This window comes from Allokutzneria sp. NRRL B-24872 (assembly GCF_002155965.1).
Classification (GTDB): Bacteria; Actinomycetota; Actinomycetes; order Mycobacteriales; family Pseudonocardiaceae; genus Allokutzneria.
The window spans coordinates 1-26074 of record NZ_MUMH01000076.1; the positions used below are offsets into that span (position 1 = coordinate 1).

General features: G+C 70.5%; 27 protein-coding genes. 23 read left to right on the plus strand and 4 right to left on the minus strand.

All coding sequences use genetic code 11. The features are described from left to right. Nucleotides 1-210, minus strand: a 210-nt coding sequence (locus tag CCN37_RS39100) for a hypothetical protein (RefSeq protein ID WP_143261705.1), incomplete at its 3' end; no start/stop codon positions are given. A gap of 67 nt (nt 211-277) precedes the next feature. Here CCN37_RS39100 and CCN37_RS20450 point away from each other — a divergent pair. From CCN37_RS20450 to CCN37_RS20485, 8 genes are all read left to right on the plus strand, one after another. After that, complete coding sequence (locus tag CCN37_RS20450) at nt 278-571, plus strand: acylphosphatase (protein ID WP_086823486.1); 294 nt, start codon at nt 278-280, stop codon at nt 569-571. Nucleotides 572-606: 35 nt separating this feature from the next. After that, nucleotides 607-972 carry a winged helix-turn-helix transcriptional regulator gene (locus tag CCN37_RS20455; protein WP_086823489.1) on the plus strand — a complete coding sequence of 122 codons (366 nt, stop codon included), beginning with the start codon at nt 607-609 and terminating at the stop codon, nt 970-972. A gap of 135 nt (nt 973-1107) precedes the next feature. Further along, nucleotides 1108-4707, plus strand: coding sequence for a chromosome segregation protein SMC (smc, locus tag CCN37_RS20460; protein WP_086823492.1), 3600 nt, complete (start codon nt 1108-1110; stop codon nt 4705-4707). Nucleotides 4708-4736: 29 nt separating this feature from the next. Beyond that, nucleotides 4737-5084, plus strand: a complete 348-nt coding sequence (locus CCN37_RS20465) for a hypothetical protein (RefSeq protein ID WP_086823494.1) — start codon at nt 4737-4739, stop codon at nt 5082-5084. Nucleotides 5085-5190: 106 nt separating this feature from the next. Next, entirely contained in the window at nt 5191-5592 is a 402-nt protein-coding gene (locus CCN37_RS20470) for a hypothetical protein (protein ID WP_143261706.1), read from the plus strand. A 61-nt stretch (nt 5593-5653) separates the two neighbouring features. Next, entirely contained in the window at nt 5654-6073 is a 420-nt protein-coding gene (locus CCN37_RS20475) for a hypothetical protein (RefSeq protein ID WP_143261707.1), read from the plus strand. 68 nt (nt 6074-6141) lie between these two features. After that, nucleotides 6142-7680, plus strand: a complete 1539-nt coding sequence (locus CCN37_RS20480; RefSeq protein ID WP_086823504.1) for an NAD(P)/FAD-dependent oxidoreductase — start codon at nt 6142-6144, stop codon at nt 7678-7680. A gap of 38 nt (nt 7681-7718) precedes the next feature. Further along, on the plus strand, nt 7719-8168 hold the full coding sequence (locus CCN37_RS20485) for a hypothetical protein (protein WP_143261708.1): 450 nt from the start codon (nt 7719-7721) through the stop codon (nt 8166-8168). Here the strand turns inward: CCN37_RS20485 and CCN37_RS20490 are convergent. From CCN37_RS20490 to CCN37_RS20500, 3 genes are all read right to left on the minus strand, one after another. After that, nucleotides 8165-8485, minus strand: a complete 321-nt coding sequence (locus CCN37_RS20490; protein WP_086823510.1) for a GNAT family N-acetyltransferase — start codon at nt 8483-8485, stop codon at nt 8165-8167. The two genes, CCN37_RS20485 and CCN37_RS20490, sit on opposite strands and share 4 nt — an antisense overlap. A gap of 96 nt (nt 8486-8581) precedes the next feature. Continuing rightward, entirely contained in the window at nt 8582-10078 is a 1497-nt protein-coding gene (locus CCN37_RS20495) for a sodium:solute symporter (RefSeq protein WP_086823513.1), read from the minus strand. Between the two features lie 43 nt (nt 10079-10121). Continuing rightward, entirely contained in the window at nt 10122-11324 is a 1203-nt protein-coding gene (locus tag CCN37_RS20500) for an anhydro-N-acetylmuramic acid kinase (protein WP_086823617.1), read from the minus strand. A 171-nt stretch (nt 11325-11495) separates the two neighbouring features. On the opposite strand from CCN37_RS20500, the gene ftsY reads away from it, so the two are divergent. The 15 genes from ftsY (at nt 11496) to lepB (ending at nt 26062) form a co-directional block, all read left to right on the plus strand. Beyond that, a complete protein-coding gene (gene ftsY, locus CCN37_RS20505) occupies nt 11496-12824 on the plus strand; it encodes a signal recognition particle-docking protein FtsY (protein ID WP_246843202.1) in 1329 nt (442 codons plus the stop codon). A 169-nt stretch (nt 12825-12993) separates the two neighbouring features. Then, nucleotides 12994-14334: an ammonium transporter gene (locus CCN37_RS20510; protein ID WP_086823516.1), complete on the plus strand. Its 1341-nt coding sequence runs from the start codon at nt 12994-12996 to the stop codon at nt 14332-14334. Then, nucleotides 14331-14669: a P-II family nitrogen regulator gene (locus CCN37_RS20515; protein WP_086823519.1), complete on the plus strand. Its 339-nt coding sequence runs from the start codon at nt 14331-14333 to the stop codon at nt 14667-14669. The genes CCN37_RS20510 and CCN37_RS20515 overlap by 4 nt, the downstream gene beginning before the upstream one ends. A gap of 66 nt (nt 14670-14735) precedes the next feature. Beyond that, nucleotides 14736-17090 (plus strand): [protein-PII] uridylyltransferase, encoded by a 2355-nt coding sequence (locus CCN37_RS20520; protein WP_086823522.1) that lies wholly within the window; start codon nt 14736-14738, stop codon nt 17088-17090. Nucleotides 17091-17401: 311 nt separating this feature from the next. After that, a complete protein-coding gene (locus CCN37_RS40015) occupies nt 17402-18016 on the plus strand; it encodes an AAA family ATPase (protein ID WP_168200762.1) in 615 nt (204 codons plus the stop codon). A 37-nt stretch (nt 18017-18053) separates the two neighbouring features. Further along, nucleotides 18054-19595 (plus strand): signal recognition particle protein, encoded by a 1542-nt coding sequence (gene ffh, locus CCN37_RS20530; protein WP_086823528.1) that lies wholly within the window; start codon nt 18054-18056, stop codon nt 19593-19595. 2 nt (nt 19596-19597) lie between these two features. Continuing rightward, the gene (locus CCN37_RS20535; protein WP_086823531.1) at nt 19598-20683 is read left to right on the plus strand and encodes an amidohydrolase family protein; all 1086 of its coding nucleotides are present in this window, start codon (nt 19598-19600) and stop codon (nt 20681-20683) included. Between the two features lie 62 nt (nt 20684-20745). Further along, nucleotides 20746-21627, plus strand: a complete 882-nt coding sequence (locus CCN37_RS20540) for a CPBP family intramembrane glutamic endopeptidase (protein WP_246843185.1) — start codon at nt 20746-20748, stop codon at nt 21625-21627. A gap of 45 nt (nt 21628-21672) precedes the next feature. Then, nucleotides 21673-22476 (plus strand): CPBP family intramembrane glutamic endopeptidase, encoded by an 804-nt coding sequence (locus tag CCN37_RS20545; protein ID WP_246843187.1) that lies wholly within the window; start codon nt 21673-21675, stop codon nt 22474-22476. Between the two features lie 165 nt (nt 22477-22641). After that, nucleotides 22642-23100: a 30S ribosomal protein S16 gene (rpsP, locus tag CCN37_RS20550; RefSeq protein ID WP_086823534.1), complete on the plus strand. Its 459-nt coding sequence runs from the start codon at nt 22642-22644 to the stop codon at nt 23098-23100. Continuing rightward, a complete protein-coding gene (locus CCN37_RS20555; protein ID WP_030430526.1) occupies nt 23097-23336 on the plus strand; it encodes an RNA-binding protein in 240 nt (79 codons plus the stop codon). Before rpsP ends, CCN37_RS20555 begins: the two co-directional genes overlap by 4 nt. Before the next feature lie 16 nt (nt 23337-23352). Next, on the plus strand, nt 23353-23862 hold the full coding sequence (rimM, locus tag CCN37_RS20560; protein WP_086823537.1) for a ribosome maturation factor RimM: 510 nt from the start codon (nt 23353-23355) through the stop codon (nt 23860-23862). 2 nt (nt 23863-23864) lie between these two features. Continuing rightward, nucleotides 23865-24629, plus strand: coding sequence for a tRNA (guanosine(37)-N1)-methyltransferase TrmD (gene trmD, locus CCN37_RS20565; RefSeq protein ID WP_086823540.1), 765 nt, complete (start codon nt 23865-23867; stop codon nt 24627-24629). 155 nt (nt 24630-24784) lie between these two features. Next, on the plus strand, nt 24785-25144 hold the full coding sequence (rplS, locus tag CCN37_RS20570; protein ID WP_086823542.1) for a 50S ribosomal protein L19: 360 nt from the start codon (nt 24785-24787) through the stop codon (nt 25142-25144). Between the two features lie 33 nt (nt 25145-25177). Beyond that, nucleotides 25178-26062 (plus strand): signal peptidase I, encoded by an 885-nt coding sequence (gene lepB / locus CCN37_RS20575; protein ID WP_086823545.1) that lies wholly within the window; start codon nt 25178-25180, stop codon nt 26060-26062. Nucleotides 26063-26074: the final 12 nt, after the last annotated feature.

The following is a 26074-nucleotide window of genomic DNA, read 5'->3' on the forward strand; positions in this document are numbered from 1 at the left end:
CGAAGATCCAGCGGAGCCCAGCGGCGGCGTGCCGCCACTGGGCTCCGCTGGATCTTCGGGGGCGGTGATCGCCCTGGTGGAGTCCTTGTTGGCGAGGAGGATCGGGTCCTGCCCGCCGAGCAGGGTCGTCGCCCCGGCCGTCACGGCGCCGACCAGCACCGCGACCAGTCCGGGCACGAGGGAGGAACGACGTGCGCGCTGTCCGGCCACGGCGCGGGACCGTACCACCATCGAGTGACACATGCCTCGTTCGTGGTAGCCCTTCGCGTTCGCCAGGATGGGTGGCATGAGCGAGGTGGACTCCGTTCGACTGACCGCGTGGGTGCACGGCAGCGTGCAGGGGGTTGGTTTCCGCTGGTGGACGCGGGCCCGTGCGCTGGAGCTCGGGCTGGTCGGGGCGGCGACCAACCTGCGGGACGGCCGGGTGGAGGTCGCGGCGGAGGGGTCGAGGGCGGAATGCGAACGGCTGCTCGGCCTGCTGCGCTCCGACGGCACGCCGGGGACCGTCTCCGCGGTGGTGGAGCGCTGGTCGGCGGCCCGTGGGGGCCTGAGCACCTTCGTCGAGCGCTGACGCGAGCACCCCGCAAGATCAAGTAAAGTTGAGGCATGTCGACCTCGCACCCGCCAGGTGCAGCCGCCTCCCTCACCCGCGCACTGGAGGAGATCGGGGACTTCGAGGTCCTGCTCGTGCTCGCGCACGTCTTCTCCGGGGCCAAGACCGAGCAGGAGTTGCTGGCAACGGCGGGCTCACAGCGGGAGCAGGCCAAGGAACTGCTCCAGCGGATGATCGAGTACGGCTTCCTGGAGCGCCGTCCCCGGATGCACCGCTCGACGATGGCCTGGGCCTACGAAGTCACTCGCAAGGGTGAAGAACTGCGCGAAGTGGTGACCCTGCTGGAGCGCTTCGGCGAGCGGTGGTCGGGCCCTGACGCGGAGCTTCTGCCATACCCGAGGGCGCGCGTGGCGCGCTGACCGCGCGCCACCTGGCCGGGGCGCGAGCGCCCTGCGGCTATTCTCCACCCCGATACCACGGCCGCCGGTCCCCACCGAAGATCCGCTTGCGGGAGGCGGGCACCGGAACCGGACCAGACACGGGAGCGGGCGCGCGTGCACCTCAAGAGCCTGACGCTGAAGGGCTTCAAGTCCTTCGCCTCGGCGACGACCCTGCGCTTCGAACCGGGTATCACCTGCGTCGTCGGGCCCAACGGCTCCGGCAAGTCGAACGTGCTGGACGCACTGGCCTGGGTGATGGGCCAGCAGGCGGCCAAGGCGCTGCGCGGCGGCAAGATGGAGGACGTCATCTTCGCCGGGACCACCGGCAAGGCCCCGCTCGGGCGGGCCGAGGTGACGCTGACCATCGACAACTCCGACGGCGCGCTGCCGATCGACTACACCGAGGTCTCGATCACCCGGCGGATCTTCCGCGACGGCGCCAGCGAGTACGAGATCAACGGCACCAGCTGCCGCCTGCTCGACGTGCAGGAGCTGCTGTCGGACTCCGGTATCGGCCGCGAGATGCACGTGATCGTCGGCCAGGGCCGGCTCGCCGAGATCCTGCAGTCCAAGCCGGAGGAGCGGCGCGCCTTCATCGAGGAGGCCGCCGGTGTGCTCAAGCACCGCAAGCGCAAGGAAAAGGCGCTGCGCAAGCTCGACGCGATGCAGGCCAACCTGACCCGGCTCACCGACCTCACCGCCGAGCTGCGCCGCCAGCTCAAACCGCTTGGCAAGCAGGCCGAGATCGCCCGCAAGGCCCAGACCGTGCAGGCCGACCTGCGCGACGCGCGCCTGCGGATCTACGCCGACGACCTGGTCAACGCCCGCTCGGAGCTGGCGAAGGACCAGGCCGACGAGGCGCAGGCCCGCGCGCGGCGCACCGAGGTGGAGCGGATGCTCCAGTTCGGCCAGAACGAGCAGTCCGAGCTGGAGGAGAACCTCGCCCAGGACGCGCCGCTGCTGGCCGCCGCGCAGGAGACCTGGTACCGGCTCTCCGCGCTGGAGGAGCGGCTGCGCGGGACCGTGCGGCTGGCCCAGGAACGCGCCCGCCACCTGAGCGCCCCGCTGGAGGAGCACCGCGGCGGGCGGGACCCGGAGGAGATGGAGCGCGAGGCCGAGGAGGTCGCCGAGCAGGAGCTGGAGCTCCAGGAGGGCGTCGAGCAGGCCAGGATGCTGCTGTCAACGGCGCTGGAGACCCGCTCCGAGCTGGAGCAGGAGCTCAAGGCCGCCGAGCGCGAGCACATGGCCGCCGTGCGCGCCGTCGCCGACCGCCGCGAGGGCCTGGCCCGGCTGGGCGGCCAGGTGGAGGCGCTGCGCAGCAAGACCGGCGCCACCGCCGAGGAGATCGAGCGGATGTCGGTCGCGCTCGCCGAGGCCAGGGAGCGCGCCGAGCACGCCCAGCTGGAGTTCGAGGAGACGCGGGCGGAGACCGGCGTCGAGGAGGACGCCGACACCGGGCTCGCCGGGCGCAAGGACGCCGCGGTCGAGGAGCACCGCCAGGCGCGGGCGCGGGTGGAGGAGCTGGTCGCCGCCGAGCGCAAGGCCGAGCGGGAGATCGCCTCCTGGAAGGCCCGCGTCGACGCGCTGTCCCTCGGGCTCAACCGCAAGGACGGCGCGGGCGCGCTGCTGGCGTCGGCGGCGCGGCTGCCCGGCCTGCTCGGGTCGGTCGCCGCGCTGATGACCGTGGAGCCCGGCGCCGAGGTCGCCCTCGCGGCGGCCCTGGGTGCCATCGCCGACGCGGTCGCGGTCGCGGCACCCTCGGATGCCGTTGCCGCACTTGAACTTCTGCGTGCGTCGGACTCCGGGCGGGCCGGGCTGCTGATCGGCGGCGGTGCTCAGCTGGAGCGCTCGGCGTGGCCGGTGCTGCCGCACGGCGCGCGCTGGGCGGTGGATCTCGTGCAGGCGCCGCAGTCGCTGCGCCCCGCGCTGACCCGCGCGCTGGAGCGGCTCGCCGTCGTCGACGACCTGCCCGCCGCGCGAGCGCTGGTGGAGCGCTTCCCCGGCGTGCGCGCCGCCACCGTCGAGGGCGACGTGCTCGGCGCGGACTGGGCCGTCGGCGGCTCCGGGCGCAGCCAGAGCGTCATCGAGGTGCAGGCCGCGGTCGACGAGGCGCGGGACAAGCTCACCGAGGCCGAGCGCGCGCTGGAGCACGCCGGAGCCGCGTTGCAGGGCGCCCGCGAGGACGAGAAGGTGCGCCGCGCGGCGGTCGCCGAGGTCCAGGAGCTGGTCAACGACTCGCGGGTGCAGCGGGCCCGCAGCACCGAGCGGCTGTCGCGGATGGCCAAGGCCGCCAGCGCCGCGCAGGCGGAGGCCGAGCGCCTGGCCGCGCAGCGGGAGAAGGTGGAACAGGCCCGCGAGGACGCGCTGAGCAAGCTCTCCGAACTGGAGGAGCGGCTGCTCACCGCCGAGTCCGAGCAGGTCTACGACGAGGAGCCGGACACCCAGCGCCGGGACGAGATCGCCACCCAGCTGGCCGCTTCGCGCCAGGAGGAGGTCGAGGCGCGGCTGGTGCTGCGGACCTCCGAGGAGCGGGCCCGCGCGCTGCTGGGCAAGGCCGACCAGCTGCGCAGGGCCGCGCGCAACGAGCGCGAGGCGCGCGAGCGGGCCGAGCGGTCGCGGGCGGCTCGGGTGCGCAGCGCGACGGTCGCCGAGGCCGTGGTGCGCGGCGGCGAGACCGCGCTGGAGCGCATCGCGCTGTCGCTGACGCGGGCGGCGACCGAGCGCGACGAGGCGCAGTCGCGGCGCACCGAGCGCGAGGCCGCGCTGAACAAGGTGCGCGGCCGGGTCCGCGAAATGTCCGGCGAGCTGGAGAAGCTGGTCGACGCGGTGCATCGGGACGAGGTGCTGCGCGCCGAGCAGCGGCTGCGGATCGAGCAGCTGGAATCCAAGATCACCGAGGACTTCGGCATCGGCCTCGACGACCTGGTCGAGGAGTACGGGCCGATGGTGCCCGTGCCGCCGAGCGCGCCCGAGGTCGCCGAGTACGAGGCGGCCAAGGAGCGCGGCGAGGACGTCAGCCCGCCCCCGCCGCTGCCCTTCGACCGCGCCACCCAGGAGCGCAGGGCCAAGCGCGCGGAGAAGGACCTCACCCTGCTCGGCAAGGTCAACCCGCTGGCGCTGGAGGAGTTCGCCGCGCTGGAGGAGCGCTACAAGTTCCTCTCCACGCAGCTGGAGGACATCAAGGACACCCGCCGCGACCTGCTGACCGTGGTCAAGGAGGTCGACGACAAGATCCTGGAGGTCTTCACCTCGGCCTACGAGGACGTGGCGCGCGAGTTCGAGACGGTCTTCAAGACCGTGTTCCCCGGTGGCGAGGGCAGGCTGCTGCTCACCGACCCGGACGACATGCTCACCACGGGCGTCGAGGTCGAGGCGCGGCCGCCGGGCAAGAAGGTCAAGCGCCTGTCGCTGCTCTCCGGTGGCGAGAAGTCGCTGACGGCGGTGGCCATGCTGGTGGCGATCTTCCGCGCCCGCCCCTCGCCGTTCTACGTGATGGACGAGGTCGAGGCCGCGCTGGACGACACCAACCTGCGCAGGCTGATCAGCCTCTTCGAGCAGTTGCGGGAGAAGTCGCAGCTGATCGTCATCACGCACCAGAAGCCGACCATGGAGATCGCCGACGCGCTCTACGGCGTGACCATGCGCGGCGACGGCATCACCCAGGTGATCTCGCAGCGCCTGCAGCGGCCCACCGCCGCGCCCGTCGCCGAGTGAGAACCGACGCACCCCAGGGAGAGACCGGAGTGGACACTCCGCAGGACGCGCCTCGGCGTTCGCCGCTGAAGCTGATCGCCGCGATCGTCGTGCCGCTGCTGGTGGTCGGCGTCGGCGTGTACCTCTACGTCACCTCGGCGGGCACCGCCAAGGTCGGTGACTGCCTCAGCGACGGCGCGACCCCGGACTCGCCGATGGTCAAGCTCGCCTGCGGGGAGGCCGCCGACTACCGCGTGGTGGGGCGGCTGGAGGGCAGGAAGAAGGACGAGATCAACGAGTCCACGCCGTGCGAGCGCTTCCCGACCACCGCGGTCACCTACTGGGAGGGCGATGACTCGTCGGGGAACCTGCTCTGCCTGGAGCCGTACCGCCCGTAGCCCCGATGGCGTAACGCACATCTGAAACTAGTTCCTTTTTTGTCCATTTCCATGCATGATGAGCGCCCGCTTGACGCGGATCTCACATCTCTTGGAAAGAAGTCCAGTGAGCACTCCTCAGAACATGCCGGACCCGACTCAGCCCGCTGCCGTCGAGCAGCAGCCCGCGAAGAAGAAGCGGTCGCCGGTGAAGCTGATCATCGCGATCCTGGTGCCGCTCGCCGTCATCGGTTTCGGTGTCTTCGGTTACCTCAACTCGGTCGGCAGCAGCTCCAAGGTCGGGGACTGCGTCTCCGGAAACGTCACCGACGCCAACACCATCAAGAAGGCCGAGTGCGGGCCTGGTGCGACCTACAAGGTCGTCGGCAGGATCGAGGACAAGAAGCAGGACGAGGGCGGCGCGGACGGCGCGATCTGCTCGCCGTACCCGACGGCGGAGGCGCTCTACTGGGAAGGCCGTGAGGGCGGGAAGGGCAACTTCCTCTGCCTGGAGCCGTTCAAGGCGTAACGCGATTCGTGAGAATGGGCCCGGTGCGACTTCTGCGTACCGGGCCCATTACTTTGTGCCCATGTATCCGCAGCAGCCCTATCCACAGCAGCCGATGCCGCCGCAGCCGGGTTTCGGGCGCGTGCTGCTGGACACCTCGTTCAGCCCGTTGAACTGGTTCCTGTTCTTCATCAAACCGACCGTGGTGATCAATGGTCAGCCCCGTCAGGTGGAATGGGGCCAGATGCCCGTGGACCTGCCCGCCGGGCAGCACACCATCGAGGTCGGTTTCCAGTACATGGGCAAGCCGCGCGGTCTCGCCAGGGTGACAATTCCCGTGCACCCCGGCCAGGTGCAGCCGGTGTTCTACCGCGCGCCCGCCTACATCTTCATCGGGGGCGCGATGGGGCCGACGCGTCCGGCGACTCCGGGCGCCATCGTCAACTACGTCGTGATCGGTGTCGCGGTGCTGATGATGCTGATGTTCGTGCTGCTCCTCTGACCTCGTCGATCCGGAAAGCCCCGGGTGGGTCCTGGTAGGAGGGGGTCGTCCTCGGCGAGGATCGGCGCATGCGCTGTGACGATGACGTCGTGGTTGTCGGTGGCGGGCACAACGGCCTGGTCGCCTCGATCCTGCTGGCCAGGGCCGGTCTGTCGGTTCGGTTGCTGGAGCGCGCGGAGCACGTGGGCGGCGCCTCCGTCGGCAAGCGCGTCTTCCCCGGCCTGCCCGCGAGGCTGTCGAAGTACTCCTACCTGGTGAGCCTGTTCCCGGACGCGCTCGCGGCGGAGCTGGGGCTGTCGCTGGAGCTGCGTTCGCGCGCGGTGTCCTCCTACACGCCGACCGTTCGCGACGGCCGACCGACGGGGTTGCTCGTCGAGCGCGAGCCGGGTGCGGCCACGGAAGCGTCCTTCGCGGAGCTGACCGGTTCCGGCGAGGCGTGGCGGGCGTGGACCTCCTTCTACGACCGGGTCTCCGCGTTCGGCTCGGCGCTCGGCCCCGCGTTGCTCGGCCCCCTGCGACGGCGTTGCGAGCTGCGCGCCGAGGTCGATCCGTCCACTTGGGACGATCTGGTGGAGCGACCGCTCGGCGAGGTGTTGGAGCGCGAGTTCGCCGACGACCTGGTGCGCGGTGTGGTGGCCACGGACGGCCTCATCGGCACCAACGCGTCGCTGCACGACTCCGCGGCCAACCGCTGCTTCGCCTACCACGTGATCGGCAACGGCACGGGGGAGTGGCGCGTGCCGGTCGGCGGGATGGGCGCGCTGGCCGACGCGCTCGAACTCGCGGCCGTCGAGGCGGGCGTCAAGGTGATCACGTCCACCCCGGTGTCGGCGCTGCACGAGCACGGTGATCACGTCGAGGTGGTGACCGAGGCCGGGGCCAGCTCGGCGCGGTGGGCGTTGTGCGCGGTCGCTCCGTCCACAGTGGACGAGCTGCTGGGCAGGGCCGCCGAGAAGCCGGAGGGCAGCCAGCTCAAGGTGAACATGCTCCTCGAGCGGCTCCCGCGACTGCGCAGCGGTGTCGACCCTGGGGTTGCCTTCGCGGGCACGCTGCACCTGGAGGAGGGTTACGCGGACCTGGAGCAGGCCTATCGCCTCGCGCAGGAGGGCACGGTCGCCGATCCGCTGCCGTGCGAGGTGTACTGCCACTCGCTGACCGATTCGAGCGTCCTGGGCGAACTGGCCGAGCGGGGGTACCACACGCTCACGCTGTTCGGGCTGCACGCGCCGGCGCGTCTGTTCACTGTGGACGGTGCGCGGGAGCGGGCGACCGATGCGGCGGTGGCGGCGTTGCAGAAGCACCTGGCCGAGCCGTTGGAGGACTGCCTCGCCGTGGACGCGGACGGAGTGCCGTGCTTGGCCGCTGAGTCGCCGTTGGACCTGGAGCGCGACCTGGGCATGCCCGGCGGGCACATCTTCCACGGCGATCTGGACTGGCCGTGGCTCTCCGACGACGAGCCCGCCGAGACACCCGCGCAGCGTTGGGGCGTCGAGGTTTCCGGGGCGAGCCGGGTTCTGCTGGCCGGTGCGGGAACGCGTCGCGGCGGCGGGGTGAGCGGCCTCGGCGGCTGGCACGCCTCGCAGGCGGTGCTGGAGGCCCAGGCCTAGACAACCGCTCAAGATCATCAAGCCGTAGGGTTGGTGGCGTGAGCGCGGAGAGCGGAATGCTGATCGTGCACGCCACCTACCACCGCCGCCTGCAACGCGAGCTGTCCAACGACACCTCGGGTGCCAGGGTGCTCGTCGCCGACCGGGGCCAGCTGGCCGACTGGGGCGGGACCGCGGCGTTCGAGCTGCCGGAGGGCTCCTACGAGGTCTCGGCCGCGGTCAGCAGGGCCGAAGCGGACTTCCTGGGAGAGGGCGAGCACGAGGAAACGGTGTACGGGGAGGCGCGCACCATCGTCGTGGTGCCAGCCGGGGGAAGCGCGGAGCTGTTCTACGCGCCGCCGTGGACCTCGGCCGGGCCCGGAGCGCTCGCCACCACCCGTCCTCGCACGGGTGGCCTGCGAGCGCTCCTGCCGGTCTTCGCCGCGCCGCTGGTGATCGTGGCCATCGTCGCGATCACCCTGGCCGTGCTCGCGGCCGTGCTGCTCTAGTCGACCTTGGCGGCGGCCATGACGCGCATGCGGTCGACGGGGTCGATCAGGTCGACGTAGTCGGTGTGGCGACGGACCCAGCCCGCCACGAACGGGCAGAGCGGGCGGACCACCAACCCGTCGGCGCGGGCGAAGTCGAGCGCGGCCCGCGCCAGCTCACCGCCGACGCCCTGGCCCTCGAACGCCGGCTCGACCTCGGTGTGGGTGAGCAGGACCTTGCCGCCGAGCCGGGCGTACTCCAGGTGTCCGGCGAGCGCGTCGCCGACGCGGGCTTCGAACCGGGTGCGTGCCGCCACCTCGGTGACCACGACATCCATGGGGAGCTCCTCTCGCCGTGAACCACTGCGTGTGGAGCATGCAATGCCGGGCACGCGCTCGCCATTCCAGCGCGTGCCCGGCATCGGGGGAGCGGTTTACTTGGCGGGCAGTTCCGCCTCGACCGTCTCCGGCGCGTTCGTGCTGTGCCGCAAGGACATCAGCCCGCCGACCACCAGGGTGATCAGCACGCCGAGCGGCGGGTACCACGGGTAGGCGAGCGCCAGTTCCTTGGCGCCGACCGGGAACTTCACCGTGAGGATGATCGCGGCCATGCCGAGCACTGTCACCACGAACGCCACCAGCGCGTCGCTCTGCCTGGCCTTCTTGAAGATCAGGCCGAGCAGGAACGAGCCGAGCAGCGCGCCGTAGGTGTAGCCGGTGATCGACAGGCCCTGCTCGACGATCGGGTTGTTCTTGCTGGTGAACAGCGAGGCGAAGCCGATCAGCAGGCCGGCCCAGACCACGGTCCAGATCTTGCCCTGGCGCAGGATCTCCGCGTCGGTGAAGGTGCGCTTGGAGACCTTCTGGATCACGTCGGTGACGGTGGAGGAGGCCAGCGCGTTCAGCGAGGAGCTCATCGCCGCCGCCAGGATGGCCGCCAGCATGAAGCCGGAGACACCGGGCGGGAGCACGTTGATGATCACGTGCGGGAACAGCTCGTCGCTGGCCGCCATGCCCATCGACGCCGGGGTGGCGCCCTTGAACAGCGCCCAGATCATCACGCCGATCAGCAGGAACAGGCCGAACTGGAAGAACACGATCACGCCGGAGCCGATCAGCGCCTTGCGGCTGTCCTTGAGGTCCTTGCAGGACATCAGGCGCTGCACGATCAGCTGGTCGGAGCCGTGCGAGGCCATGGACAGCACGGCGCCGCCGAGGATCGCGGTGATGATCGCGTACGGGCTGGTGAGGATGTCCGCGCCGAAGTCGAGAATCTGGAACTTGCCCGCGTCGAAGGCCTGGCCCAGCCAGCCGTCGGGGAGCTTGCCCGCGAGCACGGCGATCACCGCGATGCCGCCGATGACGTAGACGCCGAGCTGCACCGCGTCCACCCAGACCACCGCGCGCACGCCGCCGACGTAGCTGAACACGAGCATGCCGATGCCGGTGACCAGGCAGATCGCCCAGTACGGGGCGTTGATGTCGTAGGCGGCCAGCAGCACCTTGATCGGGATCGCGGTGGCGAACAGCCGCAGGCCGTCGGCGAGCAGGCGGGTGAACAGGAACGTCACCGACGCGGTGCTCTGCAGCTTCGAGCCGAACCGCTTGCCCAGGTAGGCGTAGGCGGTGACCAGGTTGCCGCTCATGTACTTGGGCAGCAGCACGAAGGCCACCACGATGCGCCCGAGCAGGTAGCCGATCGCCAGCTGGAGGAAGGTGAAGGTGCCCAGGTACGCGACGGTGGGCACGCTGATCACGGTCAGCGCGCTGGTCTCGGCGGAGACCACCGAGAGGCAGACCACCCACCATGACATCGGTTTGTCGCTGACGAAGTAGTCCTTCGAGGAGCGTTGCCGCCCACCGAAGAGCACTCCGAGCAGCGGCATACCGATCAGGAACGCCGCGACGATGATCAGATCGAGAGCGTGCATGGCCTCTCCTGCGGACTCCGGGACGGGACGTGCGGGGGACTGCTCAGCCGAGCGGGCGCGCGGAGCGCGGCATCGGGGTCTGGTCGGCCAGCTGGAGCACGCGCAGCCGTCTCGGCGGCGTGCTGGAGGGCTCCGGCAGCTGGAGCGGACGCCTGCCCGGGGTGATCGAGCCGAGGACGCGGGGGCCGCTCGCCCCGGTCGCCGTCGGCAGGTTCGCGGGCAGACCGTGCCAGGTCAGGAAGCCCAGCAGCGCGGTGAGGTAGGCCTCCTTGGCATCAGCCGCGATGCCGAAGGACTCGCTGGTGGCCAGCTCGATCGCGCCGAGGTGGCGGTCGAGGGCGGCCATGAGGGTCGCGTTGCGCACGCCGCCGCCAGAGGCGACCACGCGGGTGGCACCGTGGCTGCGGCACGCGTCGGCGACGGTGATCGCCGTCAGCTCGACGAGCGTGGCCAGCAGGTCCGGTATCGGGATGTCGGGAAGGCCGTCCAGCGCCGCGCGCAGGTGGTCGGCGTGGAAGTGCTCCTTGCCGGTCGACTTCGGCGGCGCCGCCGCGTAGTACGGGTCGGCCAGCAGGCGGGACAGCAGGTCCGGGTGAGGGGAGCCGTTGGCGGCGAGCCGGCCCCCCTCGTCGTACTGGAGCCCGCTGTCCGCGGCGAGGCGGCAAGCGGCGTCCAGCAGAGCGTTACCCGGACCCGTGTCGTAAGCCAGCGGGGCATGCGTCCCGCCGACCACGGTGATGTTGGCGATCCCGCCGATGTTCAGCGCGACCGCCACGTCCCCGGTGGTGGCCGGGGTCAGCCAGAGCGCGTCCAGCAGGCTCGCCAGCGGCGCGCCGTGACCACCGGCGGCGACGTCGCGCACGCGGAGGTCGGCGACCACTGGGGCGCCGGTCGCCTCCGCGATCCACGCGGGCTGGCCGAGCTGGAGCGTTCCCTTGCAGGTGCGACCGTCCACCCAGTGGTAGATGGTCTGGCCGAGCGAGGCGATCAGGTCGACCTCGCCGCAGCCGAGTTCGGCGACGCCCTTGCGCGCCGCGTCGGCGAAGGCCTGCCCGACGAGCGTGTCCAGCACGCACAGCCGTTCGGCGGAGCATTCCGCCGGGGGCAGCGCGGCGAGGAGGTCCTTGCGCAGCGGCTCCGCGTACGGGACCTCGATGGCACCCAGCGGCAACAGCTCGACGACCGGTCCGCCGGGGGCGTCCTCGCGCAGGCAGAACTCGGCCACCGCCACGTCGATGCCGTCCATCGACGTGCCGGAGATCAACCCGAGCACCCGCCAAGATTTCACGGAAAGAGGTCTAAACCATGGTGAATCTTTTCGCAAGCACCTGGCGGGCTTTGAGGCCAGGTTGTGAGCCCGAGTGAAGGGGAGTGCGAGGATAGCGACGTGCCTGTTGAGTCCGTGCCTGCCGTGCCCGTGCCCGCCGAGCCGTCGTTCTGGAGCGGCCCCCTGATCTGGGTGGTCCTCGGCGTCGTCGCCGTGCTCGTCATCGCTCTGGTGGTCGGACTGGTGCTGGCCAGGCGCAGGCGGGTGAGCCTCACCGAGGACCGCCGCCCCGACGGCGTGCCGCCGACCACGGGCAAGGACTCCTACAAGACCAAGGGCGCCATCGGCTTCTCGGCGGGTGCCGAAGCTCAGCACCCCGTCGTCGAGCGCACGGAGACCGACGGGCAGCCCGGTGTCGGCGACGACGCCTCCGTGCCGAGGGACACTCCGCGGCGCGGCATCGTCGACGTGGAACTCCCCGAGACCCCCGTCCCCGTCGCGCGGCCGGAACCGGAGCCCGAGCCGGAACCCGAGCCCGAGCCGGTCGTCGACGAGATCGAGCCGACCGAGGGCCGCATGGAGCGGCTGCGCGGACGGCTGTCGCGGTCCCGGTCGACCCTGGGGCAGAGCCTGCTGGGCCTGCTCGGCGCGGGTGACCTCGACGAGGACTCCTGGACCGACATCGAGGACACGCTGCTGATGGCGGACCTCGGCTCGAACACCGCCAACGAGGTCATCGAGCGGCTGCGCAAGGAGATCACCGCGCGCGGCGTGCGCACCGCGGACGAGGTCAAGGGCCTGCTGCGCGAGGTGCTCGTGGACGCGCTGCACCCGGAGATGGACCGTTCAGTGCGCGCGCTGCCGCACGACGGCCGGCCCGCCGTGGTGCTCGTCGTCGGCGTGAACGGCACCGGCAAGACCACCACCACGGGCAAGCTCACCCGAGTCCTGGTCGCGGACGGCCGCACCGTTCTTCTCGGCGCGGCGGACACCTTCCGCGCCGCAGCGGCTGAGCAGCTGGCGACCTGGGGCGAGCGCGCGGGCGCCGAGGTCGTGCGCGGGGCCGAGGGCGCTGACCCGGCCGCCGTCGCCTTCGACGCGGTCAAGCGCGGCATCGAGGCCAAGGTGGACGCGGTCCTCGTCGACACCGCTGGCCGGCTGCACACCAAGACCGGCCTCATGGACGAGCTGGGCAAGGTCAAGCGCGTGGTCTCCAAGCAGGCCGAGGTGGACGAGGTCCTGCTCGTGCTCGATGCGACCACCGGTCAGAACGGCCTCACCCAGGCACGCGTGTTCTCCGACGTCGTCGAGGTCACCGGCGTGGTGCTGACCAAGCTCGACGGCACCGCGAAGGGCGGCATCGTCTTCCAGGTGCAGCGTGAGCTGGGCGTGCCGGTGAAGCTGGTCGGCCTCGGTGAAGGCGCCGACGACCTCGCGCCCTTCGAGCCGAACGCCTTCGTGGACGCGCTGCTGCGCTGAGGTTGCCGAAGGGTTTCGCGGCGTCGCCGAGAACGCGGCGCCGCGCGCAACCTGGACGTAACAGAAGAAGGCCGACAGTTCACTCCGGGGAAACCTCGCGCGTCGCCGTGTGAAACACCGCCTTCCGATGCTGCTCATGCGAATGGGGCAGGCAGCGGAAGGACTACCTATGAACTCCGGCGACACCGCCTGGGTGCTGATCAGTGCCGCGTTGGTGCTGCTCATGACACCAGGGCTCGCGTTCTTCTACGGCGGCATGGTGCGCGCGAAGAGCGTGCTGAACATGCTCATGATGAGCCTCGGCAGCATCGCCGTCGTCGGCGTGCTGTGGGTGCTCATCGGTTACTCCACCGTTTTCGGCACCGATGTCGGCGGCGGCCTTCTCGGAAAACCGTTCGAGTTCTTCGGGTTGGAGGGACTGCTCGGCGCCGACTCGTTGTTCGGCACGATTCCCACCACCGCGTTCGTGGCCTTCCAGGCGATGTTCGCCATCATCACCGTCGCCCTGATCTCCGGTGCCATCGCCGACCGCGCCCGCTTCGGCCCATGGCTGCTGTTCGCCGCCGTGTGGTCGATCGTCGTGTACTTCCCGGTGGCGCACTGGGTCTTCGACTTCGACGGCAAGGACGCGGCGGGCAACGTCGTCGACCCGGGCGGTTGGATCGCCAACACCCTTGGCGCGCTTGACTTCGCCGGTGGCACCGCGGTGCACATCAACGCCGGAGCCGCCGCGCTCGCCCTCGCCCTGGTGCTGGGCAAGCGCAAGGGCTGGCCGAGGGAACCGATGAAGCCGCACAACCTGCCGCTGGTGGTGCTCGGCGCGGGCCTGCTGTGGTTCGGCTGGTTCGGCTTCAACGCCGGTTCGGCCGTCGCGGCCAACGGGACCGCCGGTGTCGCCTTCATCAACACCCTCGTCGCCACCGCCGCCGCCACGCTGGGCTGGCTGGTCGTGGAGCGCATCCGGGACGGTCACGCCACGACGCTCGGTGCGGCTTCCGGCATCGTCGCAGGCCTGGTCGCGATCACCCCGGCCGCGAACTCCGTGACGCCGCTGGGCTCCATCGCGGTCGGGTTCATCGCCGCTGTGCTGTGCGCCCTCGCCGTGCCGCTGAAGTACAAGCTGGGCTACGACGACTCGCTCGACGTGGTCGGCGTGCACCTGGTCGGCGGCCTCGCGGGCACCCTGCTGATCGGCCTGTTCGCCTCGAAGTCCGCCCCGGCCGGGATCGACGGGTTGTTCTACGGCGGTGGCTTCGACCAGCTCGGCAAGCAGGCTCTCGGCGCGGGCGCGGTGCTGGTCTACTCGTTCGTGCTCAGCCTGCTGATCGGCCTCGCGATCAAGTACACGGTCGGGTTCCGCGTCGGCGCTGAGGCCGAGGTGACCGGCATCGACGAGTCCGAGCACGCGGAGAGCGCCTACGAGCTGGTCTCTTTCGGTGGCCGCGGCTCCGGCCGTGCCGCGAGCGTGACCACCCTGTCCTCCCCGGCCCTTGAGGAGAGCAAGCCATGAAGCTGGTGACCGCCATCGTCAAGCCGTTCACCCTGGACGACGTCAAGAGCGCGCTGGAGCAGCTCGGCGTGCTCGGCATGACAGTCAGCGAGGTGCAGGGCTACGGCAGGCAGAAGGGCCACACAGAGGTCTACCGCGGTGCTGAGTACGCGGTCGACTTCGTGCCCAAGGTCCGCGTCGAGGTCCTGGTGGACGACGAGGTCGCGGGCAAGGTCGTCGACGCCGTGGTCGAAGCCGCGCGCACCGGGAAGATCGGTGACGGCAAGGTCTGGGTGACTCCGGTGGAGACCTTGGTCCGCGTGCGCACCGGTGAACGCGGCAACGACGCTCTATAAGCCAGTCGCGGGTGCGCTCCGATCACCGGGGCGCACCCGCTGCTCTGTTGAGGGGTGGCGGGGGAGATGACGACCGTGAGCGGTGGAGCCGCTGAGGACCTGGTTCGTGCCAGGGGGTTGCTGTTCACCCCAGCGCCAGGACAGCGCAGATTGGCGCCGGAGGAGCTGCGCGGCGCACTGGTCGATCTGCACGACTTCTGGCTGAGCGCGCATGCGAGCGCTGCGGGGCTCGTCGGCCCGGGCACCGCGCTGGTCGCCGTGGGGGCGCTCGGCAGGCGTGAGCTGACCCCGCGCTCCGATCTGGACCTCATCATCGTCCATAGTGGACGTTCCGACATCGCTGAGCTGGCCGATCGCGTCTGGTACCCGTTGTGGGACTCCGGCATCGGCCTGGACCACTCCGTGCGCACGATCGCCGAGGCCAAGCGCGCGGCAGGGACGGACCTCCGCGTTGCATTGGGGCTGTTGGAGATCCGGCACATCGCCGGGGACATGGAGATCACGCAGCGGCTGTCCGCCACGGCCAGACAAGCGTGGCGCTCCGGCATCCGCGGCAGGCTCGACGAGCTGGCCGAGTCCGCTGCTGAGCGGTGGCACCGCGGCGGCGAGATCTCCCACCGCGTCGAACCGGACCTCAAGCACGGCAAGGGCGGCCTGCGCGACCTCCAGCTGCTTGACGCGCTTGCGGCGGCCCAGGTCGTGGATCGTCCCGCCGCCGACATTTCCGGTGCGCACGCGTTGTTGCTGGACGCGCGTACGGAGCTGCATCGCATCAGCGCGCGCCCACAGGACGTTCTGCGCGCACAGGACGGCGACGACGTCGCGTCCGCGTTGGGCATGACCGACCGCTTCGAGCTCGCGCGCGCGATTTCGAGTGCCGGGCGCACGGTGAGCTTCGCGCTCGAAGTCGCACTGCGCACCGCGCGCGCCGCAGCGCCGAAACGCACGCTCGGTGTGCTTACGCCGTGGCAGCGCCGCCCTGCGCGCAGGCCGTTGGACGAGGGCGTTGTGCTGCACGGGGGCGAAGTCGCGCTCGCAAGAGACGCTGTGCCCCACCGCGATCCCGCGCTGTTGTTGCGCGTTGCGGCGGCGGCAGCGCGCACCAACAGCCCGATCGCTGCGGGCACTCTTGCCAAGCTCGCGGACTCCGCGCCAGAGCTGCGCAAACCGTGGCCCCGCGATGCGCGCGAAGAGCTGCTGTCGCTGTTGAGCTGCGGTCGCGGCCTAGTGGACGTAGTCGAAGCGCTCGACCGCACGGGGCTGTGGGGCAGGCTGATCCCGGAGTGGGGCTCGGTCCGCGATCTGCCTCCGCGCGACGCCGCGCACATGTGGACCGTTGACCGGCACCTCGTGCAGACCGTCGTGCACGCGGCGCGTCTCGCGACTCGTGTGTCCAGGCCAGACCTGTTGCTGCTCATAGCGTTGGTGCACGACCTTGGTAAGGGCATCACGATCGGCCGCCGCGATCCCGAGCAGTCTGACCACTCCGTCGTCGGTGCAGCGTTGGCGACACAGGTAGCCGAACGAATCGGTTTGTGGCCCAACGACGTCAAGCTCGTCTCTGACGCCGTGCGACACCACCTGCTGCTTCCACACACCGCGACGCGCCGCGACGTCGAAGACCCCGCGACGGTGCACCGCGTCGTAGAGACGCTTGAAGGCAACGCGGTGCTGTTGGAACTCCTGCACGCGTTGGCCGAAGCCGACTCCCTGTCCACGGGGCACGGCGTTTGGACCGATTGGAAAGCAGCGCTCATCGCGGACCTTGTAGGCCGCTGTCGTGCGGCGATGGCGGGCGATCCACTACCGGAGCCCGAACCGCTACCTGAAGACCAACGAGAACTCGCGGTGTCCGCGCTGGAGTCCGGGCGCCCGAAGGTGCTTCTAGCCGAAGACGGCCCCAGTGCGACCGTGACCGTGTTCGCGCCCGACCGCCCCGGATTGCTGTCCAGAGTCGCCGGAGTGCTCGCACTCAACTCGCTCGAAGTGCACGCGGCTGTGTTGCACGGGCACGAGAACGCAGCCGTGGAGACGTTCACCGTCTCGCCGCGCTTCGGCACACTGCCCGATCCGACGCTGCTGCAGGAACAGCTGCGTCGAGCCCTCGACGGATCACTGCCACTGAAGGACCGCTTGGCGGCCAAGGAACGCGACTACGGCGGACCACCGGAGGAAGTGGCCCCACCCAAGGTGCTGTGGTTCGACGACGAGGCTTCCGGGGCCGTGGTGCTCGAACTCCGCGCCACCGACCGCATCGGCTTGCTGCACCGCGTCGCCGCCGCGCTTGAGTCCTGCGCCGTGAACGTTCGGTGGGCTCGTGTGTCCACGCTGGGCGGCACGGTGATCGACGCGTTCTGCCTGGACGGCGACATCTCGTCACGGAGGTCGATCGAGCGCGCGGTGCTCGCCGCAGCCCGCTGAAACTTTTCTGGCCGAACCGCGTCACGGGCTCATGCGTCCGCCGTCGACCAGTGTGGAGGCACCGGCCTCACCTGTGTCGTTCGCGGGTGAGGGTCGCGCGGAACCGCCGACACGGGGGTGTGGCGGAGCTGGCGCGAAGGCGGGGATTGAGTGCGTCGCGGCGCCCGTGGTGGGCGCGGTTCGGCTTCGGGGTCGGAACCGCTCCCCACCACGGGCGCTTCTCCGTGCGGGGAACCCGCCTCTGCGGAGGTTGCGCGGAGCTGTTAGAAAACGGTCATCAATCACAATTCGCACGCGCCTGGAACGCTGCCGTGGCCATCACTCGTTGCCGAGTAGTGGAAGCGCCGAGAACCCGCAGAGCGCCCGCCGTCTTCACAGTCGGCGGTCGAGACCTGGTGCTGCTCGCGGGACTCCCGGGAGCGGGGAAATCCGAACTGCTCCGCAGGGCTGACGTGCCCGCGCACGTGAAGGTGCTCGACTCCGACCAGGTCCGCCGCCCGTTGCGCGAGTTGTTCGGACCGGTGCCCTATCGGCTCTACAGGCCACTCGTGCACATCACCCATCACGCGCGGCTCGTCTGGTACGCCGCCACCGCACGCGGCGCCGTGGTCGTGCACGAACCCGCGACGCGCGTGAGCACGCGAGTGTGGATCGCCGCGCTGCGCGTGCTGACGCGTCGTTCCGGCACGTTCGTCTGGTTGGACGTCAGCGCGGTCGAGGCGTTGGCGGGACAGCACAGCAGGGGACGGGTGCTGCCCGCGGAGTCCTTCGCCAAGCACGTCCGCAGGGCCTCCGGCATCCGCAGGCGGTTGCGCGCGGGCTACACCTTCCCCGGCTGGCGGAAGGTGTGCGTGCTCCGGCGGCACGACATCGACGAGCGGGTCAGGGTCGAGTTCCGGCTTCCGGCTACCCTGAGACCCGACTGAGCCTGAGCAGACCTCACCTGGCTGGAGCCCGAAACCCGTGTTCGACACTCTCTCCGACCGTCTCACAGCGGTACTGAAGAACCTGCGCGGCAAGGGGCGCCTCTCCGACGCCGACATCGACGCCACCTGCCGCGAGATCCGCATCGCGCTGCTGGAGGCCGACGTCGCGCTGCCCGTGGTGCGGCAGTTCATCGCGCAGGTCAAGGAGCGGGCCAAGGGCTCGGAGGTCTCCGAGGCCCTGAACCCGGCCCAGCAGGTCGTCAAGATCGTCAACGAGGAGCTCGTCACCATCCTCGGCGGCGAGACCCGGCGGCTGAACCTGGCCAAGACCGCGCCGACGGTGATCATGCTCGCCGGTCTGCAGGGCGCCGGTAAGACCACGCTCGCGGGCAAGCTGGCCAAGTTCCTCTCCGGCCAGGGCCACACCCCGCTGCTGGTCGCCTGCGACCTCCAGCGCCCCAACGCGGTCAACCAGCTCCAGGTCGTCGGCGAGCGCGCCGGGGTCCCGGTCTACGCGCCCGAGCCGGGCAACGGCGTCGGCGACCCGGTCGACGTGGCCCGCCGCGCCATCGAGGAGGCCCGCCGGGCCCAGCACGACCTGGTGCTGGTCGACACCGCCGGTCGCCTCGGTGTCGACGAGGAGCTGATGAGGCAGGCCGCCGACATCCGCGACGCGGTCCAGCCCGACGAGATCCTCTTCGTCGTCGACGCGATGATCGGCCAGGACGCGGTCACCACCGCCGAGGCCTTCCGCGACGGCGTCGGCTTCACCGGCGTGGTGCTGACCAAGCTCGACGGCGACGCCCGCGGTGGCGCCGCGCTGTCGGTCCGGCACGTCACCGGCCAGCCGATCCTGTTCGCCTCCAGCGGCGAGAAGCTGGAGGACTTCGACGTCTTCCACCCGGACCGGATGGCCAGCCGCATCCTGGGCATGGGCGACGTCCTCTCGCTGATCGAGCAGGCCGAGCAGGTCTTCGACGCCCAGCAGGCCGAGCAGACCGCCGCCAAGATCGGCTCCGGCGAGCTGACGCTGGAGGACTTCCTCGAGCAGATGCTGGCCATCCGCAAGATGGGCCCGATCGCCAACCTGCTGGGCATGCTGCCGGGCGCGGGCCAGATGAAGGACGCGATGGCCCAGGTCGACGAGAAGCACCTCGACCGGCTCCAGGCGATCATCCGCGGCATGACCCCGGCCGAGCGCGCCGACCCGAAGATGATCAACGCATCGCGGCGGCTGCGCATCGCCAACGGCTCCGGTGTCGCGGTCAGCGAGATCAACGACCTGGTCAACCGCTTCTTCGACGCCCGCAAGATGATGAAGCAGATGGCCGGCCGCTTCGGCATGCCGGGCATGGGCGGTGGCGGTTCCAAGAAGCTCAAGGGCAAGAAGGGGAAGAAGGGCAAGAAGTTCGGGCCCAAGAACAACACCGGTGGCGCTCTGCCCGCTGGGATGCCCGACCTCTCCGGCATGCCCCCCGGCCTCAACCAGCTGCCGCCGGGCCTCGCGGGCCTGGACCAGCTGCCCCCGGGCTTCGACCCCTCGAAGCTGAACTTCGGCAAGAAGAAGAAAAAGGACTAGCCGTGCCGAACCTGCACCTGCGCGGGGTCGTGCTGCCCCGCGAGGAGCACGGCGACGACGTCCGCGACGTGTGGGTGGCCGACGGGCTGATCTCGTTCGAGCCGGTGCCCGACGCCGTCACGGTCGCGGACGGCTGCTGGATCGTGCCGGGGCTGGTCGACGCGCACTGCCACGTCGGCATCGGCCCCGGCGGCCCGGTCGACCTGCCGGAAGCCGCCGCGCAGGCGGAGATCGACCGCGACGCGGGCACCCTGCTGATCAGGGACTGCGGCTCGCCGATCGACACCCGGCCGCTCCAACAGCGCGAGGACCTGCCGAGGCTGATCAGGGCGGGACGGCACATCTCCCGGCCCAAGCGCTACATCCCCTACCTCGGCGTCGACGTCGAGGACCCGGCCGACCTGCCCGCCGCCGTCGCGGAGCAGGCCGCCTACGGCGACGGCTGGGTCAAACTCGTCGGCGACTGGATCGACCGCGGCGTCGGCGACCTCGCCCCGCTCTGGCCCGAGGACGTGCTCGCCGAGGCGATCGAGGTCGCGCACGGAGCAGGCGCCCGCGTGACCGCGCACGTGTTCTCGGAGGACGCGGTCCCCGGCCTGGTCAACGCCGGGATCGACTGCATCGAGCACGGCACCGGGCTCAGCCGCGAGGTGATCGACGTGATGGCCGAGCGCGGCACCGCGCTGGTCCCCACGCTGATCAACATCGAGAACTTCCCCGACATCGCCGACAAGGCGGCCAAGTACCCGCGGTACGCGGGGCACATGCGCAGCCTCTACGCGAATTCGCGCGAGACCGTCGCGCAGGCGATCGAGGCGGGCGTGCCGGTGTACGCGGGCACCGACGCGGGCGGCGGCATCAAGCACGGCCGCATCGCCGACGAGATCGCCGCGCTGCACTCGGTGGGGATGAGCGCCGAGCAGGCCATCGGCGCGGCGAGCTGGGCCGCCCGACGCTGGCTCGGCATGTCCTCGATCGCCCACGGCACCCCCGCCGACCTGGTCGTCTACGACAGGGACCCGAGGGTGGACCTGGCCGCGCTGCGCACGCCGTCGCTGGTCGTGCTGCGTGGTCGTCCGATGCGGTGACCTGCGGGCGCCCCGCCACCGGCTAGCGTCTCGACCACGGCGTCACGGGGTATGGAGGGTGTGTGGAAGACCAACGGCAGGACTCCGGTGGTACCGATGACCATTCCTCCGAAGCCGCCACTCCGCCGATGGGTGTTCCGCAGCCCTCGTGGGCCGCGTACGGGATGCCGATGCGCGGGGTCCAGGACGGCAGGGACGTCAAGCTGCACACCAGGTTCTGGGAGGCCGAGCAGGTCGCCGCGGCCCGGGGCAGCCTGCACTGGGGCTTCCTGGCCTTCTTCATCGGCTTCGGCGGCTTCTACCTGCTGTCGCTGCTGATCAGCGTGCTCATGGCGGGGCAGCTGCGCGGCTTCGACCCCGCCGACCCGCCCAAGCTCGGCCCGCTGCTGCTGCTCGCCTTCGTGCCCAACCTGCTGCTCGGCCTCGGCCCCGCCGTGGTGTCGTGGATGCGCGGCAGGGGCCCGGTCTCCGACTTCGGCTTCAAGCCGACCATGCGCGACGTGCGCGTCGGCGTGCTGTGCGGGCTCGCCGCGCTCGTGCCCGCGTGGATCATCGGGCTGATCCTGGTCCGCAATTCGGGTGACGGCGGCCCGGAGGGGCCGATCGCCGGGCTGCCGGTGTTCTCCGAGGGGCAGACGATCTGGCTGGCGATCTTCGTCCTGTTCATCGCCGTCGGCGCCCCGATCACCGAGGAACTGCTGGTCAGGGGCGCGCTGTGGGGAGCGCTCGAACACTATCGGGTGCCGAGGTATGCGATTCTGGTGCTCACCACGATGATGTTCGCGTTCATCCACCAGGAACCGGACCGGATGCCGCTACTGTTCGCGGCCGGGTTGCTCCTCGGAACCGCCCGCATGATCACCGGACGGATCGGCGCCAGCATCGTGGCCCACGCCGTCTACAACCTGCTGCCCGCCACGGTGCTGTTCTTCGCGGCCGGTTGAGCTCCACCGCATCCCGTTCTCAGCACCCGACGTTCGGAGGCGCACGTGAACGCACCGCAGGAGTCGAGCGGTGGTGGCGTGCGCGCCTGGGCGGCCTACCTGCGCGCGCTGGGCAGCAGCCCGGCCCCCGCCCACGGTCCGGACACCCCGGTCCGCGCGCACCGCTGGGGCTTCGGCGCCTTCCTGCTCGCCCAGTTGGTGTTCCTGCTGGTCTCGGTGTTCCTCGCGGCGATGTTCCGCCCGGCCGCCGGCGAACCGCTCTCGCACCTCGGGCTGGTGCTGACGCTGTCGGTGCCGATCGTGCTCGCCGCCGCGGTCGGGATCGCCGCGACGAAGTTCCGGGGCAACGGCCCGCTGATCGACCTGCGCATCGAGTGGCGCTGGTCGGACGTGGTGCTCGGGCTGACCATCGGGGTGATCAGCCTGGTCCCGACGCTGATCGCGTCCTCGCTGTGGACCAAGTGGATGGGCAAGGACGAGGCCAGCTCGGCCGTGGGCAACGTGCTCGACGGCGTGCACCTCTCGCCGACCGTCGCGGTCCTGGTCTTCCTGCACCTGTGGCTGATCGCGCCGATCTGTGAGGAAATCCTCTACCGCGGCCTGGTCTGGGGGGCCGCCGAGCGCCTCAAGTGGAGCCGGTGGGCCGCCTTCGGCGTCAGCACCTCGATCTTCGCCGTCGCCCACCTGGAACCGGCGCGCACCCCGTTGCTGCTGGTCATCGCCATCCCGATCGGCCTGGCCAGGCTGATCACCGGGCGCCTGCTGGCCAGCATCGTCGCCCACCAGGTGAACAACCTGCTCCCGGCGCTGGGGCTGCTGCTGACGGTGCTCGGCGTGCTGCCCGCCTAGGGCGTGTTCGGCCGCCCCCGCCGATCTGGCACAATGGCTGGCTGTCCGCCCTGCTCGGCCCCTCTCGCCGGTCAAGGGCGCCTAGACATCTGGACGTTCTGACCCGCAACCCCACGCTGGTCACGAGCGCTCAACCGTGAACACAGTTGAGGAGCACTCCTACCCGTGGCCGTCAAGATCAAGCTCATGCGGCTTGGCAAGATCCGTTCGCCGCACTACCGCATCGTCATCGCCGACTCGCGCACCCGTCGCAACGGCAAGGCGATCGAGACGATCGGCAAGTACCACCCCAAGGAAGAGCCGAGCCTGGTCGAGGTCGACTCCGAGCGCGCGCAGTACTGGCTGGGTGTCGGCGCGCAGCCGACCGAGCCCGTGCAGCGCCTGCTGGAGCTGACCGGTGACTGGCAGAAGCACAAGGGCCTGCCGGCGCCCGCCGAGGGCACCCTGAAGGTCAAGGAGCCGAAGGCCGACAAGAAGGCCCTCTTCGAGGCCGCTCTCGAGGCCGCGGGTTCCGAGCCCAGCGTCGACGCCACCACGCCGAAGAAGAAGCCCGCCAAGAAGGCGGACAAGGCTGAGGCCAAGACCGAGGGCGACGCCGAGAAGGCCGAGGGCGGCGAGGCGTGAGCGAGCTCGCGGACGCTCTCGAGCACCTCGTCCGCGGCATCGTCGAGAACCCGGACGACGTGCGCGTCCAGTTGATCACGACTCGGCGTGGCCGCACCCTTGAGGTGCACGTGCACCCCGACGACCTGGGCAAGGTGATCGGTCGGGGCGGTCGTACCGCAACGGCGCTGCGCACCGTCATGTCCGGTATCGGTGGCCGCGGCCTGCGCGTCGACGTCATCGACACCGACCGCTGAGCGAGATCGGGACGAAGTGGAACTGGTAGTCGGACGTGTGGTGAAACCGCACGGTGTCCGTGGCGAGCTCGTGATCGACGTCCGAACGGACTCGCCCGAGGACCGCTTCGCTCCCGGTGTCGCGCTCGGCGTGCGCGGCTCGACGAGAACACTCACCGTCGCGGCCGCCCGGCCTCACACCGGGCGGCTGCTGGTGTTCTTCGACGGCCTCGGCACCCGCGAGGCGGCCGAGGACCTGCGGGGGAGCCTGCTCACCGTCGAGGTGGACCGGCTCCCGCCGATCGAGGACCCGGACGAGTTCTACGACCACCAGCTCGAGGGGCTGGCCGTGGAGCTGCTGGACGGCACCGCCGTCGGGACCGTGCGCGAGATCGCACACGGCCCCGGTGGGGAGCTGCTCGTGGTCAAGGCCCAGGACGGGCGCGAGGTGCTGATCCCGTTCGTGGAGCAGATCGTGCCGACCGTCGACATCGCGGGCGGCCGGGTGGTCATCGACCCGCCGGACGGCCTGCTGAGCATCGAGTAGCGATGCGCGTCGACGTCATCACGATCTTCCCGGACTACCTCTCCCCGCTGCGCGAGGCGCTGCTGGGCAAGGCCATCGACAAGGGCCTGCTCGAACTGGGCGTGCACGACCTGCGCAGGTGGACCTACGACGTCCACAAGGCGGTCGACGACAGCCCGTTCGGCGGCGGCCCGGGCATGGTGATGAAGCCCCAGGTGTGGGGGGAGGCACTGGAGGAGGTCTGCGCCGGTGCCGCACCGCGCCTCATCGTGCCCACCCCCGCCGGCCGCCCGTTCACCCAGGCGGTCGCCGAGGAGTTGGCGCAGGAGTCCCACCTGGTCTTCGCCTGCGGCCGCTACGAGGGCATCGACCAGCGGGTGATCGACGATGCCGCGACCAGGATGCCGGTGGAGGAACTGTCCATCGGCGACTACGTGCTGGTCGGCGGCGAGGTGGCGGTGCTCGCCATCGTGGAGGCGGTGGTCCGGCTGCTGCCCGGGGTGCTCGGCAACCCGGCGTCGCACCAGCAGGACTCCTTCTCCGACGGCCTGCTCGAAGGGCCGAGCTACACCCGCCCCGTGGTCTGGAAGGACCGCGAGGTGCCCGAGGTGCTGCGCTCCGGCAACCACGCCGCGATCGCCCGCTGGAGGCGCGACCGGGCGCTGGAGAGGACCTTCGAACGCAGGCCCGACCTGCTCGCGGCCCTCCCGGAGTCCGGGCTGGACAAGCAGGACCGTAAACTCCTCGACCGGTTGCGTGACCAGCAGCTACCCGGGTCGATTTCATGACCGGGCAACCCGTCTGGCAGACTGGACAGGTTGCCGCCGCCGGGTGAATCCCGGTGCGCCCAGCCAAGCCATCTCCCGCCGCAGGGGATGTCCTCGTCATCTGACGGGTGGACCCGAGGCGGAGAGCACGAAGCACACGTGAGGACGGACCCCCGATGAACACCCTGGACGCCTTGGACGCCCAGTCGCTGCGCTCCGACATTCCGGACTTCCGCCCGGGCGACACCCTCAAGGTCCACGTCCGCGTCATCGAGGGCTCGCGCTCGCGAGTCCAGGTCTTCCAGGGCGTGGTCATCCGTCGGCACGGCGGCGGCCTGCAGGAGACCTTCACGGTCCGCAAGGTCTCCTTCGGCGTCGGCGTCGAGCGCACCTTCCCGGTGCACTCCCCGAACATCGCCCAGATCGAGGTCGCGACCCGCGGTGACGTGCGTCGCGCCAAGCTCTACTACCTCCGTGAGCTTCGCGGCAAGGCCGCCAAGATCAAGGAGAAGCGCGACACGGTCCGCAGCTCCTGACGCACGTCGTCGAGAACTGCGTAGCCTGGCGTCGTGGCCGAACTAGATCCTTCGCCCGCCGCACAGGGTGATCCCGATTCCGGTTCCTCGGACGGAGATCACCCTGTCGGCGAGAAGCCGGCGAAGAAGAAGAGCTCCTTCTGGCGTGAGCTGCCGATCCTCATCCTCACCGCCCTGGTGCTCACCTTCCTGATCCAGACCTTCCTGGCCCGGGTCTACGTGATCCCCTCGCAGTCCATGGAGACGACCCTCCACGGCTGCTTCGGGTGCACGAACGACCGGGTGCTGGTCGACAAGATCACCTACAACTTCACCGATCCCAAGCCCGGTGACGTGGTGGTCTTCCGAGGTCCGGACTCGTGGAGCCAGACGGAGTTCGACGACAACCGCTCGGACAACGTGGTCGTCCGCTGGTTCCAGGAGCTCGGGTCGGTCATCGGCCTCGCTCCGCCGAACGAGCGCGACTTCGTCAAGCGCGTGATCGCCGTCGGCGGCCAGACCGTCGAGTGCTGCACTCCGGACAACAAGGTCAAGGTCGACGGCAAGCCGCTGACCGAGCCCTACATCCACTACGAGGAGGGCCGCGGCGACAAGCAGGAGGAGTTCGCCGCCGTCAAGGTCCCCGAGGGCCAGCTCTGGATGATGGGCGACAACCGCAACAACTCCTCCGACTCGCGCGCGGACAACCACGGGCCGGTGCCGGTGGCCAACGTGATCGGCAAGGCTCAGTTCATCGTGCTGCCGCCGAGTCGTTGGCAGGGCATCGACAACCCGAACCCGCAGGCCGTCGCGCTCTCCGCGCCCGCGTGGCAGGCAGGTCTGCCCGCCGGACTCGGGCTCGCGGCCGCGTGGCCGGTGCTCTGGCTGTTCCGCCGCACCAGCCGCGGCATCCGCTCCCGGATGACCAGCCAGGACTAAAGGTCAGCGCTG

Bases quoted from the DNA above. Each gene is read 5' to 3' on its own strand.
- CCN37_RS20450 (WP_086823486.1), top strand. From the start codon at position 278: ATGGGTGGCATGAGCGAGGTGGACTCCGTTCGACTGACCGCGTGGGTG.
- CCN37_RS20455 (WP_086823489.1), top strand. From the start codon at position 607: ATGTCGACCTCGCACCCGCCAGGTGCAGCCGCCTCCCTCACCCGCGCA.
- CCN37_RS20475 (WP_143261707.1), top strand. From the start codon at position 5,654: ATGTATCCGCAGCAGCCCTATCCACAGCAGCCGATGCCGCCGCAGCCG.
- CCN37_RS20480 (WP_086823504.1), top strand. From the start codon at position 6,142: ATGCGCTGTGACGATGACGTCGTGGTTGTCGGTGGCGGGCACAACGGC.
- CCN37_RS20490 (WP_086823510.1), bottom strand. From the start codon at position 8,485: ATGGATGTCGTGGTCACCGAGGTGGCGGCACGCACCCGGTTCGAAGCC.
- CCN37_RS20495 (WP_086823513.1), bottom strand. From the start codon at position 10,078: ATGCACGCTCTCGATCTGATCATCGTCGCGGCGTTCCTGATCGGTATG.
- CCN37_RS20500 (WP_086823617.1), bottom strand. From the start codon at position 11,324: ATGGACGGCATCGACGTGGCGGTGGCCGAGTTCTGCCTGCGCGAGGAC.
- CCN37_RS20510 (WP_086823516.1), top strand. From the start codon at position 12,994: ATGAACTCCGGCGACACCGCCTGGGTGCTGATCAGTGCCGCGTTGGTG.
- CCN37_RS20515 (WP_086823519.1), top strand. From the start codon at position 14,331: ATGAAGCTGGTGACCGCCATCGTCAAGCCGTTCACCCTGGACGACGTC.
- CCN37_RS20520 (WP_086823522.1), top strand. From the start codon at position 14,736: ATGACGACCGTGAGCGGTGGAGCCGCTGAGGACCTGGTTCGTGCCAGG.
- trmD (WP_086823540.1), top strand. From the start codon at position 23,865: ATGCGCGTCGACGTCATCACGATCTTCCCGGACTACCTCTCCCCGCTG.
- rplS (WP_086823542.1), top strand. From the start codon at position 24,785: ATGAACACCCTGGACGCCTTGGACGCCCAGTCGCTGCGCTCCGACATT.